Source organism: Brachybacterium sp. ACRRE (genome assembly GCF_022346485.1).
Taxonomy (GTDB): domain Bacteria; phylum Actinomycetota; class Actinomycetes; order Actinomycetales; family Dermabacteraceae; genus Brachybacterium; species Brachybacterium halotolerans.
Genome location: NZ_JAKRMO010000011.1, coordinates 68,915 through 80,774, shown reverse-complemented (window position 1 = coordinate 80,774; position 11,860 = coordinate 68,915). Strand labels below are relative to the sequence as shown.

Below are 11,860 nucleotides of genomic sequence, written 5' to 3'. Positions count from 1 at the left end.
CTGCGCCTCCGCGACGAGAACAGCGGGTCCCGCACCCGAGCCCGAGCCCACCCGCACCCTCCCGATGTCCACGAGCAGGCCGTGCTCGAAGGTCGGATCCAGCGCGAGCTCGAGATGCGCACCCGCCGGGAGCAGGATCTCGGCGGCGAGGGCCGGGGTGCGGGTGACGATGGGTGAGGACGTGCCCTCGGCGAGCTGCCCGAGATAGGTGCGCACCTGCGCGCCGCCCGTCTCGACGAGCGGGGCGACGTGGTGCTGGGAGGCGGGCGCGCCGCCGCGCTCGGCATCGGGCAGCGCGTACCAGAGCTGCGCGCCGTGCAGCACGGCGGTGCTCGCGGTCGAGAACTCCGAGTGGGAGACGCCGCGGCCAGCGATCATCAGGTTCACCTCGCCCGGGCGCACCGTGTTCGCGAATCCCGTGGAGTCGATGTGGTCGATCTGCCCCTCGAACAGCAGCGTCACCGTCGCGAGGCCCGTGTGCGGGTGACGCGGGACGGCCATGCCGCCGGTCGCGGCGACGTCGTCGGGGCCGAAGTGGTCGACGAAGCACCAGGGGCCGATGAGCGAGCGGGCCCGCTGCGGCAGGGTGCGGCGCACGGTCATGGCGCGCGGCCCGCCCAGCGGCACGTCGCGCGGGGCGAGCACGTTCGAGCGCGGGGTCGGGGACGTGCTCGAGGCGGCCGAGCACAGCAGCTCGACCAGGTGCTTCTCCGTGGTGGACATCGTCGCCTCTCCTCGTCCGCCTCCGCCGTGAGGCCGCAGCGCGCAGCGGAACGCACGACCGCGTGGGAGTTCAGACTAAGCGGTCGACGCCGGGCCGCACGGTGCCGGCGCGAGCCGGCGCCCCGGGGCCGGCTCGTCGGCGCTGGGCGATGTCCTGCGGCGCTCGGTGCGGGGCTTGTGGTCCTGTGAACGCGTGTTCATACTGGGGGCAACGACCCGTGAACGGACGTTCACGCCCTGTGCCAGGAGGCGGGATGAGCAGCGAGACCACGGATGGAGGGCCGACTGCCGCTCGTGGGGTGCCCGAGGGCGGCACCGATCGCGAGAACGCGGGTCCGATCGAGGATCCGCTGATCGCCGCGGCGATCGAGCAGTTCGCCCGTGCGGGCTCGGCGGCGACCCTCCGCAGCATCGCCGCCGAGGCCGGCGTCAGCGCTGCGCTGCTGGTCAAGCGCTTCGGCTCGAAGGAAGCCCTGCACAGGGCGTGCGACGAGGCCGTGCTCGCGAAGATCGTGCGCATGAAGGAGCGTTCGATCGCCGCGGCCAGCGAGCATCAGCCGATGATGTGGGGGCTCGCGCCGGGGACCGACGGCGAGCAGTCGGTGCTGCTCGGCTACGTGCTCCACGCAGTCCTCGAAGGCGGCCCCGCGGGTCGGGCGTTCCTCGACGGGATGATCGAGGACGCCCGGAGATACACCGAGGACGCGGTCGCGCGGGGCGTCGTCCGCCCCAGCCGCGACGAGTCGGCGCGCGCTCGATACCTGGTGACCAGCGGCCTGGGCGCGATGCTCCTGTCGGTCCTCCTGCCCGAGGACCCCGAAGACACCGGGGGCACAGCGGGCACCGGGGGCACAGCGGGCACCGAGGGTGCCGACCTCTCCTCCCGACTGCGTCGCGCCCGTTCCGAGGTCACCGGTCCTCTCCTCGAGCTGTGCACCGCCCCGTTCTTCACCGATGACAGGATCCTGCGCGACTACGTGGACAGGGCCGACGTGCCCCGGAGCGCGCGGCGCGAGTCCCCGGAGGAGCCATGAGCATCATCGACATCCGCGGACTCACCAAGTCCTTCGGCCGCTCCCGGGCTCTCGACGGTCTGGACCTGCAGCTCGAACAGGGAGAGGTGCGCGGCTTCCTCGGCCCCAACGGAGCGGGGAAGTCGACGACGCTCCGCATCCTCCTCGGGCTGCTGCGGGCCGACGGCGGCACCGCCCGGCTGTTCGGCGCCGATCCCTGGAAGGATCCCGTGCCCCTGCACCGTCGTCTCGCGTACGTGCCCGGGGACGTCGCGCTGTGGCCGAACCTCACCGGCGGGGAGTGCATCGACTACCTGTGCCGCCTCCGCGGCCCGATCGACACCACGCGCCGCGATGAGCTCCTCGAGCGGTTCGAGCTCGACCCGCGCACCCGCGCCCGCGCGTACTCGAAGGGCAACCGCCAGAAGGTCGCGCTGGTCGCCGCGCTCGCGAGCGATGCGGAGCTCCTGCTGCTCGACGAGCCGACGTCCGGCCTCGATCCGCTGATGGAGGCGGTCTTCACCGACGAGGTGCGCCGTCAGCGCGAGCGCGGACGGGCGGTGCTGCTCAGCAGCCACATCCTCAGCGAGGTGGAGAAGCTCTGCGACACCGTGACCATCATTCGCGCGGGTCGAGCCGTGGAGTCCGGGACCCTCGCGGAGCTCCGCCACCTCAGCCGCACGCGCGTCAGCGCCGTCGTGCGGGGCGATCCGAGCCCCCTCGCCGCTCTCGCGGGCACCCACGAGGCGGTGCTCGAGCCGACCGAGGAGGGCACGCGCGTCACCGTCGACGTCGATGCCTCCGCTCTCGACGCGGTGCTACACGTGCTCGCGGGGCTCGAGGTGACCGCGATGACCGCGGCGCCGCCGTCCCTCGAGGACCTGTTCCTGCGCCACTACGGGGAGGAGCGGCGGCGGGCCGACGACGGACGGGGACGAGGCGAGCGGCAGGGACAGGACGAGGAAGTCCCGGGACCGCGCGGCGAGGAGACCGCGAAGGGCAGGAGAGCGCGATGAGGCCGCGGACGCCCGCGGCGCTCGAGGGCACGGGTCGGATCGCCCGCCACATCCTGCGGCGCGATCGCCTGCGCATGGCCGTGTGGGTGCTCTCGATCTCCGCATTCCTCCTCTACTTCTCCGCGGTGCTGCGCTCCGTGTTCGATCCGGCATCGCTCTCCGCTCGCGCCGCCGTCATGCGCACGCCCTCCGGAATCGTCATGGGAGGCCCGGGCTACGGGCTCGACCACTACACGCCGATGGTCGCGGTCGCGAACGAGGGCACCGGCTGGCTGATCGTCGCCCTCGCGGTGATGAGCATCCTCCACATGGTCCGGCACACCCGCGGCGAGGAGGACGCGGGCCGGGCCGAGCTCATCGAAGCGGGGCCCGTCGGCCGCCGCGCCCCTGCCGCGGCGGCGCTGCTGACCCTGCTGGGGCTGCTCGCGATCATCGCGGTGGTCGGCGCCGCGACGACCCTGGTCGCGGGGAGCGACGCCTCCTTCGTGAACGGGCTCGCGCTGACCGCGGGGAGCGCTCTCGCGGCGTTCGTGTTCGGCTGCGCGGCGCTCCTGACCAGCGAGATCTGTGCATCCGGGCGGTCCGCGACAGGCCTTGCGCTCGTGGTGCTCGGAGCGGCCCTGGTGGTGCGCGCCGCCGGTGACCTGATCCGACTCGGCGGCTCCGTCCTCTCCTGGTTCTCACCGATCGCCTGGGCGCAGCAGACGCGCGCATTCGTCGACCTGCGCTGGTGGCCCCTGATGCTTCCCGTCGCCGCGTGCGCGGCGCTGCTGGTCCTCACCGTGCTGGTCGCCGCGCACCGCGACATGGGTCGGGGAGTGCTCGCCGACAGAGTGGGGCGGGCCCGCGCGGGATCCATGCTCCGAGGGCCCCTCGGCCTGGCGCTGCGACAGCAGCGGGGCGCACTCATCGCGTGCGGGGCGGGCCTCGGCCTGCTGTGGTTCGGCACGGGCACGATGATGTCCACGCTCTCCGCCTCGGGGCGTGACCTGGTGAGCCGGACCCCCGCGCTGACCCAGATGCTGGGAGCGGACGCCGCCGACTTCGCGCCGCGGTTCTTGCAGGTCATGATGCTGTTCGTGGCGCTGTGCGCGGCGGCGTACGGGATCGTCGCGGTGCGTCAGCTCGCACGTGCGGAAGAGGAGTCGGGGCGTCTCGAGCTCGTGCTCGCGGCCCCGTCGGGCCGCATGAGGTGGTGGGGTGCGCAGCTGGTCGTCGCCCTCGGCGGGACGGCTGCGCTCCTCGCGGTGAGCGTGGCCGGGTTCGGAGGAGGGGCACTGCTGGTCGGCGTCGACGATCCCGACGCCGGTCAGTACCTCCTCGCGCTCCTCGCCCACCTGCCCTCGACCCTGGTGTTCGGCGCACTCGCCGGGGCGCTCTTCGGATGGTGGCCGCGCATGGCCGGGCTGGCCTGGCTGCTGGTGGCCGCCGCGTGCGCGATCTCCCTGTTCGGGGCCGTGCTCGACCTTCCCGCCGGGCTGCTGGGCGTCTCGCCCTTCCACTGGGTGCCCGAGGCGTTCTCGGACACGGGGGACGGTTCCGGGACCACGCCGTCGGCCGGGGGCATCGGGTCGTCGGGGCCGATCCGGGTGGCCGTCGTCGATGTCGTTCTCGTCCTCCTCGCGCTGAGCGGGTTCCGGAGGCGTGCGGTGCGCGCGGGCGAGTGAGACATGGGTGAGGGACAGCCCGGCGCGCGACGGAGCGGAGTCCCCTGGGCGTTCTCCCGCGCCCTCCCGCGCCAGGTCGGTCGCGTGGACGCCCGAGCTGCGAGGAGTCGGCGTTCGGCGCTTCCTTGCCGGGCCGTCGGGCCGACGGTAGTGTCCAGGACCAGCGCTGATACCGACGTACGCAGCGACAACAGCGGCCCGCCGGCGTCCCCGGACCCACGCGGGCGTCGCGATGAGCCTCACGAGGAGTGAGAGATGACTGCCCCTTCGACCGGCGCCGCGCGAGCGGGCGGCTCCGCCCGCCTTCGAGCCGGCATCATCGGCACCGGCGGGATCTCCCGCGCGCATGCCCCCGGTTGGATCGATGCCGGCGCCGAGCTGCACGCCTTCAGCCTCGAGGGCGCCGAGGACTTCGCCGAGCAGTTCGGTGCGATCGTCCACGAGGACCTCGACGAGCTGCTCGCCGCGGTCGACGTCGTCGACGTCTGCACCCCCACCCCCAGTCACCCCGGGATCGTCCATCAGGCACTCGATGCCGGTCGCGACGTGGTCTGCGAGAAGCCGCTCGCCCTGCGCGCGCAGGACGCCCGCGACCTCGTCGAGCACGCCGAGCGCGCCGGTCGCCTGCTGTTCCCCGCGCACGTGGTGCGCTTCTTCCCGCAGTACGCGGCGGCGAAGCAGGCGATCGACGACGGCGCGATCGGCACGCCCGCGGTGCTGCGCTTCGAGCGCACCGGCGCGATGCCGACGCAGCCCTGGTTCGCCGACGAGTCCCGATCGGGCGGCATCGTCATGGACCAGATGATCCACGACCTCGACCAGGCCATCTGGATGGCCGGTCCCGTGACCAGCGTGTTCGCTCAGCAAAACCGGCGCGGTGAAGGCGGCTCCCTGCGCACCGCGCACGTGGTCCTCACCCATGCGGGCGGCGCGATCAGCCACTGCCGCGGTCTCTGGGGCGCCCCCGGGACCGTCTTCCGCTATACGTTCTCCCTCGCGGGGGACGGCGGACGCCTCGAATACGACTCCGCGAGCGGCGACGGCGTCGCCCGGGACGAGGTCGCCGCGGCCCGCCGCAGCTCCGACGGCGACTACCTGCCCGACGTCTCCGGCATGGCGAGCCCCTACGCCCTCGAGATCCGCGACGCCGTCGCGGCCCTCGAGACCGGCTCCACCCCGCGCGTGAGCGGGGCCGACGGAGTCACGGCGGTCGAGGTCGCACTCGCCGCCCTCGAATCCATCGCGACCGGACGGAGGATCGCATGCTGACCGCGGACGACCAGGCGGCAGGCCGGCCCGAGGACGCGGCCGGTCGGCCCGACGGCGCGGGGAATCGCCGCGACGGTGCGGCGGACCGCCCTCTGCGCATCGCCCTGCTCAGCTGCGCCCACACCCACGCCGCGGGCTACGCGGCCCTGCTCGATGCACGGGAGGACGTCGACCTCGTCGTCTCCGACCCCGACGGCTTCGGCGACGTGCACGTCTCCGAGCGCTCGCGGATCGTCGGCAGCCACGAGGAGGCGCTCGACGCCTGGTCCGACGGGCCGGACGGGCCGGATGCCGTCGTCGTCACCAGCGCGAACGCCCATCATCGCGACCTCGTCCTCGAGGCCGCGCGGCGCGGCGCGCACGTGCTGTGCGAGAAGCCGCTGGCGACCACCGTCGCCGACGCCGAGCAGATGGTCGAGGCCTGCCGCGAGTCGGGAGTGCTGCTCATGACCGCCTTCCCCGTGCACTTCGCTCCGCAGGTCGCATCGTTGCGCGAGGCGGTCGCGCGGGGCGGCATCGGCGAGGTCGTCGGCGTGACCGGCACCAACAACGGCAAACTGCCCACTGGCCGCGACTGGTTCACGGACGTCGAGCTCTCCGGCGGCGGCGCGCTCGTGGACCACACCGTGCACATCGCCCAGATCCTCGACTCCGTGTTCGGGGAGCCGGAGACCGTCCACGCCGTCACCAACCGGATCCTCTTCGCGGATCGCGCCGGGGACGGCGCCGAGACCGGCGGACTCGTGACCCTCACCTACGCCGACGGGCTGGTCGCGACCATCGACTGCTCCTGGTCGCAGCCGGCCGACGCCCCCACCTGGGGCGGCGTCACCATCCAGGCCGTCGGCACCCAGGGACAGCTCGCCGTCGACCCGTTCTCGCAGCACGTGGGCGGATTCGGCCAGTGGCTGCCCTACGGCGCGAACCTCGACGAGCTCATGCTCGATGCGTTCCTCGACGCCGCGCGCCAGGGGAACGGCAGCGACGTCGAACCGAGCGGCGAGGCCGGCCTGCGCACGGTGAAGATCGTCGCCGCCGCGCAGGAATCGGTGCGCACCGGCCAGCCCGTCGCGCTCGCCGACCTCTGATCGACTGCTGACCGACGTCAGACCGGTCCCTGTCCGACCTCGGGCCCGCGCCCGATCAGTTCGTCCGACGCGTTCTCGCCCGAAGGCTCTGTCGCGGCCTCTTCCCGAAGGACGTGTCGCCGACGGGCCGATGGTGAGGAGCCGTGGCGATATCGCCACGGCTCCTCACCACAGGCCCGTCCGCGACATCGGCGTCGGGCATGCCGGTGCTGATCGCAGCTCGGGCCCGCCCAGGGCGTGCCCCGCGCCCGATCAGCGGGCCGTCCACGCCTCCCACAGTCGCGCGTAGAGACCGTCGCCGCCGGCCAGGTCCTCGTGCCGGCCGATCTCGGCGATCCGTCCCTGCTCCATGACCACCACCCGATCCGCCGAGGCCGCCTGGGACAGCCGGTGGGCGACGACGAGCCCGCCGCGACCCGCGAGCACCGCCTCGGCGGAGGACTCGAGCGCACGGGCTCCGGAGGAGCCGGCCTCTGCGGTCGCCTCGTCGAGGACCACGAAGTCGGGGGCCGCGAGCACGATGCGGGCGAGCGCGAGCATCTGCTCCTGCATCGCCGTCAGCCGGTGCGCGCCCTCGCCGACCAGGGTCGCCAGTCCCTCCGGCAGCGCCGCCGCCCACTCGAGCGCGCCCACGTGCGCGAGCGCCCGCTCGACCTGGGCGTCGTCGGCCCGGGGACGCGGAAGGCGCACGTTCTGCGCGACCGTGCCGTGGAAGACGTGCACCTCCTGGCTGATCATCGCCACCCGTCGCCGCAGCTCTCGGGCGGGGAGCGCGCGCACGTGCTCCTCCCCGAGGCGCACGCTGCCGGTGCTGGGCGGGACGATGCCCGCCGCGATCTGGGCGAGCGTCGACTTGCCCGCGCCGGTCGCGCCCACCACCGCGACCACCTCCCCGGGGGTGATCGTGAGGTCGACGTCGGCGAGCACCATGCGCTCGGGATCGTAGGCGTGGGCGATGCCCTCGAGCACGAGGGGCGCGGGACCGTCGGCCCGCTCGCCCTCGACCGGCTGGGCCGCGTCGTCGCCCTCGGCGCCGAGCAGGCTCTCGCGGACCCCGTCGGCCGGCAGGTCGATGACGCCGACCATGCGGGCGAGCGAGGCACCGGCGGACTGGATCTCGTCGAACATGCCCACGAGCGCGCCGATCGGGTTGAACAGGCGATGGAACAGCAGCGCCGCGGTCGCGACGCCGCCCGCGCTGAGGCCGCCCGACTCGACGAGGAAGAAGCCCACGACCAGCAGGACCACGAGGGTCACGGCCTCGGCGCGGTTGTTGCGCGAGAAGGCCCTGGTGAGGAAGCGGAACACGTGGATCGAGAGATCGCGGGCGCGGGAGGAGGCGGCGTCGATCCGGTCCAGCTCGGTGCGCTCGGCCTCGAAGGCGCGCAGCGTCGCGGCGCCGCCGATCCCGCCGAGCATCCGCTGCGAGCGCACCCCGAAGGCGATCCGCTCCTGCGCGTAGATCGGTCCCGACCGCGGCAGGTACCAGCGCAGCGTCAGCCAGTACATGGGCACCGCGACCAGGCCCGCGATTCCCAGCCGCCAGTCCACCGCGGTCATGCCGGCCGCGGAGACGACCACCACGAAGAGCGACTGCAGGAACATCGGCAGGATCAGCGAGGCCGCGTCGGTGACCACGCGGGAGTCCTCGGCGACGCGGGAGACCAGGTCGCCGCGGCCGCCGCTCTCGACGACCGCCGAGTCCACGGACAGCGCGGCGTCCATGACGTCCTCGCGCAGCGAGGCGACCGCCGGCTCGGCGAGCGCGGAGGTCCACCAGCGGCCGAGCCATGTGGCCAGGCCCCCGACGATCCCGGCGCCGAGCACCCAGATCGCGCCGGTCACGACCGGCCGCATCGTCGGATCCGCGGTGAGCTCGTCGACCAGGTCGCCGACGATCCACGGGCCCACCAGCCCGCAGATCGCGGAGACGACGCCGGCGGCGACGATCGCGAGCAGCAGCAGCGGGCGCCGCGTGAGCATCGGTCGGATCTCGGCGAGGATCCGGCGCGGCGGCGCGGTGGGCAGGAGCGGCGAGGCGGCCGACGGGGCGGTGCTGGTCGTCATCGCTGCACGCTCCTGACCAGGGTCGGCTCCGCGTCCTCGGGGATCTCGACGACGAGGTCGGCGAGGGCTCGGAAGGCGGGGGAGGCGGTGAGGACGAGGGTCGAGCGCTCGGCGCGCAGCGCCTGGACGCCGCGGGCGATCGTCCACTCGGTCACCGAGTCGACGGCGCTCGTGGGGTCCTCGAGCACGAGCACGTCCGGGTCGGCGTGCAGGGCGCGGGCGAGGGCGATGCGCTGGCGCTGACCGCCGGACAGGTTGCTCCCGGCCTCGCGGACCTCGTGGTCCAGCCCTGTGCCGACGGCCTCGAGCACCTCGTCGGTCGCCGAGGCGGCGAGCACGGCGGGGGAGATCTCCGGTGCGATAGCCGAGGAGGCCTCGTCGAGGTCGTGGGTCAGCGTGATGTTGGAGCGGATGGTGCCCTCGAACAGGTCTGCCGCGTGGGGCGAGAGCACCATCCGCGGGGCGACGGGACGGGACGCGCGGCTCCGGTCCGTCCCGCCCAGCAGCACATGACCGGTGCTGTCGTGGCCGGCCAGGGCGTCCGCGAGGCGCGTCGCGACGCTCGGCTGCGCGGCGTCGATGATCACGAGACCGGCCGGAGGGACCGCGAGGTCAAGGGTGCGCGGGGCCTCGGCGTCGGCCGCGTCGAGAGGGAGCCCGCGGATCTCGAGGGCCGAGCTGGTGGGGGCGGGGGAGTCGACGGCCTCGACCTCACCGGTCGAGAGGTAGTCGGCGAGGCGCTGCGCGGCGCCGTGGGAGCGCGCGAAGACGGTGACGGTCATGGTGAGCGCCTGCACGGGCTCGGAGAAGAAGGCGGCGACGCCGACGATGGAGACCAGCTGCCCGACGCTCAGATCGCCGCTGGTCACGCGCCATCCGGCGAGGAGCAGGACCCCGGCGAGGATGATCGCGACCGAGAGCGTGCCCAGGCCCGTGACGCGTCCGGAGAGGTCGGCGGTGCGCACTCCCGCGCGGGCGGCCTCGCGCGAGGTGCCGTGGTAGCGGGCCGACGCCCAGCGCTCGCCGCCGATGGCCTTGAGGATCCGCAGCCCGCCCATGGTGTCCCCGGCGGCGGCGCTGGCCTCGGCGATCGCGGCCTGCTGCACGCCGCTGCTGCGCGAGATGAGCCTCGAGGGCCCCGCGATCACGAGCAGCGTCAGCGGCACGCCGACGATCACCACGAGCCCCACCAGCACGTCCGTCCACAGCAGGTACAGCGAGGCGCCCGCGAGGCCCACCACGGCGGAGCCGCCGACGGCGAGCTGGCGGAAGATCGTGGCGGCGACGTCGGCGTCGGCCGTGGAGAGGGAGAGGACCTCGCCCGGGCGCCGGCCGCTGAGCGCGCCGCGCATGAGCAGGGCGTGGCGGGCCACCTCCACCCGCAGGGCGTGCGCCTCCCGCAGCAGCGAGAAGTGCATGCATCGGGAGCCGAAGCGGTAGGAGAAGGACAGCACCGCGAACAGCGCGAGCAGGGCGAGCATCGAGATCAGCAGTGCGAGGCGATCCATCGGCACCACCGCGCGGTCCACGATCACGCCGATCGCGATCGGCACGATCGCCTCGCACGTCTGCCACAGCGCCATCAGCAGGAAGCCGGGGATCACGGCCCCCAGGTGCCGGCGCAGGGCGCGGCGGATGAGCGCCCACGCGGTGCGCGGCGGGGCGGGACGGTATGCGGGCCCTTGTGCGGCGGCGGCACAGGTCCCGTCACCGCCGTCTGCCCCGTCGGGCCCGACGGCGGCTGCGCCGGCAGACCCGCCCGAAGCTCTCGCGCCGCGCCGTGCCTTCCGCTCGAGCGGGTCCGTCCAGGTGTCGACGGGCGGCGGGGCGGCGGCGTGCGCGGGGACGTCACGTGTGCGCGTGGCAGGCATCGTGCCTCGGGCTTCCAGGAAAAGGGCGGGTGGAGGTGAGCCCGGGGCGAAGGGCTGAGGTCAGCCTAACTCGTGGGGGTCGAGGTGTGCTCGGCGGGGGTCTGCTCCACCGGCTGCTCCTGTTCCGCCCGCTGCTCGTGCTCAGCCCGCTGCTCCTGCTCCTGCTCCACCCACTCCGGCTCCACGAGCGTCACGCGCGGGGAGGCGCCGTCCTCGCGCAGCAGGCGCACGAGCTCGCGCACGGCGAGCTCGCTGATCTCCACGCGCCGCGGGTCGATGCGGGGGATCCGCGCGAGCAGCGGACTGATGGCGGCGAGGTCCTCGTCGGTCAGCGCGATCGTCAGCAGCTCGGGGTCGGCCAGAGCGCCGCTCGCCGCGGTCGCGAAGAGCACCTCGGTGACGCCGCTGAGGCCGAACACGGCCGTGCGCCTGCCCCCGCGCGCGAGGTCCCGGGCGCGGGCGGGGACGTCCGGCAGCCCGCCTCCGTCGAGGACGACCTCGAGCCCCGTGCCCTCCGCCTGCTCCTCGATGCCGAGCAGGAAGCGGGAGACGTCGTTGCGATGGCGACGGTGCCCGGGCTCGCCGAACAGCAGCAGGCGCTCACAGCCCTCGTCGGCCGCGCGGTCCACGACCATCCGGCCCAGGCGCTCGAAGTCCAGGTCCACGACGCTGCCGTTGGGGAAGCCCACGGGCTTGCCGATGAGCACGAACGGGAGGCCTGCCTCGATCACGGCCGCCACGCGCTCGTCGTGCCGGCCGAGCTCCATGAGGATCAGCGCCTCGCACACCCCTGTGCGCACCACGCGGTGGATGCCGCGCGCACCCTCCTGCGCCGTGACCAGCAGGATGTCGTAGCCGAAGCGCTGCGCCTCCCGGGCGATTGCGCCCACGAAGCGCATCAGCACCGCATCGTTCCCGTAGGCCTCGGGCACCATCAGCCCGATCACCCCGCTGCGGCGCGAGCGCAGGGCGCGGGCCCCGGAGTTCGGGTGGTAGCCGAGCTTCTCGATGGCGTCCTCGACCCGTCGGCGGGTGGCGGCGGAGATCGGGCGGGAGCCGGTGAGCACATAGCTGACGGTGCTCTGGGAGACGCCCGCCAGACGTGCGACGTCCTGGCTCGTCGGCGCGCTCCTCCTCACCGGCATA

General features: G+C 73.9%; 9 protein-coding genes. 5 read left to right on the top strand and 4 right to left on the bottom strand.

The annotated features are described in order from the left end of the window. Positions 1 to 723 (bottom strand): pirin family protein (locus MHY49_RS05250; protein ID WP_239203029.1); only part of this gene is annotated, 723 nt, incomplete at its 3' end. A 254-nt stretch (positions 724 to 977) separates the two neighbouring features. On the opposite strand from MHY49_RS05250, the gene MHY49_RS05245 reads away from it, so the two are divergent. The 5 genes from MHY49_RS05245 (at position 978) to MHY49_RS05225 (ending at position 6,776) form a co-directional block, all read left to right on the top strand. Then, positions 978 to 1,757, top strand: coding sequence for a TetR/AcrR family transcriptional regulator (locus MHY49_RS05245; RefSeq protein ID WP_239203028.1), 780 nt, complete (start codon positions 978 to 980; stop codon positions 1,755 to 1,757). Continuing rightward, positions 1,754 to 2,752: an ABC transporter ATP-binding protein gene (locus MHY49_RS05240; RefSeq protein WP_239203027.1), complete on the top strand. Its 999-nt coding sequence runs from the start codon at positions 1,754 to 1,756 to the stop codon at positions 2,750 to 2,752. The genes MHY49_RS05245 and MHY49_RS05240 overlap by 4 nt, the downstream gene beginning before the upstream one ends. After that, positions 2,749 to 4,419: an ABC transporter permease gene (locus MHY49_RS05235; protein ID WP_239203026.1), complete on the top strand. Its 1,671-nt coding sequence runs from the start codon at positions 2,749 to 2,751 to the stop codon at positions 4,417 to 4,419. Before MHY49_RS05240 ends, MHY49_RS05235 begins: the two co-directional genes overlap by 4 nt. Positions 4,420 to 4,674: 255 nt before the next feature. After that, the gene (locus MHY49_RS05230; protein WP_239203025.1) at positions 4,675 to 5,688 is read left to right on the top strand and encodes a Gfo/Idh/MocA family protein; all 1,014 of its coding nucleotides are present in this window, start codon (positions 4,675 to 4,677) and stop codon (positions 5,686 to 5,688) included. Continuing rightward, the gene (locus MHY49_RS05225) at positions 5,682 to 6,776 is read left to right on the top strand and encodes a Gfo/Idh/MocA family protein (protein WP_239203024.1); all 1,095 of its coding nucleotides are present in this window, start codon (positions 5,682 to 5,684) and stop codon (positions 6,774 to 6,776) included. The genes MHY49_RS05230 and MHY49_RS05225 overlap by 7 nt, the downstream gene beginning before the upstream one ends. Before the next feature lie 252 nt (positions 6,777 to 7,028). Here the strand turns inward: MHY49_RS05225 and MHY49_RS05220 are convergent, their stop codons facing one another. The 3 genes from MHY49_RS05220 to MHY49_RS05210 form a co-directional block, all read right to left on the bottom strand. Continuing rightward, positions 7,029 to 8,843 carry an ABC transporter ATP-binding protein gene (locus tag MHY49_RS05220; RefSeq protein WP_239203023.1) on the bottom strand — a complete coding sequence of 605 codons (1,815 nt, stop codon included), beginning with the start codon at positions 8,841 to 8,843 and terminating at the stop codon, positions 7,029 to 7,031. Continuing rightward, a complete protein-coding gene (locus MHY49_RS05215; protein WP_239203022.1) occupies positions 8,840 to 10,714 on the bottom strand; it encodes an ABC transporter ATP-binding protein in 1,875 nt (624 codons plus the stop codon). The genes MHY49_RS05220 and MHY49_RS05215 overlap by 4 nt, the downstream gene beginning before the upstream one ends. Before the next feature lie 65 nt (positions 10,715 to 10,779). Further along, positions 10,780 to 11,859: a LacI family DNA-binding transcriptional regulator gene (locus tag MHY49_RS05210; protein WP_239203021.1), complete on the bottom strand. Its 1,080-nt coding sequence runs from the start codon at positions 11,857 to 11,859 to the stop codon at positions 10,780 to 10,782. Between the last annotated feature and the right edge of the window lies 1 nt (position 11,860).

Bases quoted from the DNA above. Each gene is read 5' to 3' on its own strand.
- MHY49_RS05215 (WP_239203022.1), bottom strand. From the start codon at position 10,714: ATGCCTGCCACGCGCACACGTGACGTCCCCGCGCACGCCGCCGCCCCG.
- MHY49_RS05245 (WP_239203028.1), top strand. From the start codon at position 978: ATGAGCAGCGAGACCACGGATGGAGGGCCGACTGCCGCTCGTGGGGTG.
- MHY49_RS05210 (WP_239203021.1), bottom strand. From the start codon at position 11,859: ATGCCGGTGAGGAGGAGCGCGCCGACGAGCCAGGACGTCGCACGTCTG.
- MHY49_RS05225 (WP_239203024.1), top strand. From the start codon at position 5,682: ATGCTGACCGCGGACGACCAGGCGGCAGGCCGGCCCGAGGACGCGGCC.
- MHY49_RS05220 (WP_239203023.1), bottom strand. From the start codon at position 8,843: ATGACGACCAGCACCGCCCCGTCGGCCGCCTCGCCGCTCCTGCCCACC.
- MHY49_RS05235 (WP_239203026.1), top strand. From the start codon at position 2,749: ATGAGGCCGCGGACGCCCGCGGCGCTCGAGGGCACGGGTCGGATCGCC.
- MHY49_RS05230 (WP_239203025.1), top strand. From the start codon at position 4,675: ATGACTGCCCCTTCGACCGGCGCCGCGCGAGCGGGCGGCTCCGCCCGC.
- MHY49_RS05240 (WP_239203027.1), top strand. From the start codon at position 1,754: ATGAGCATCATCGACATCCGCGGACTCACCAAGTCCTTCGGCCGCTCC.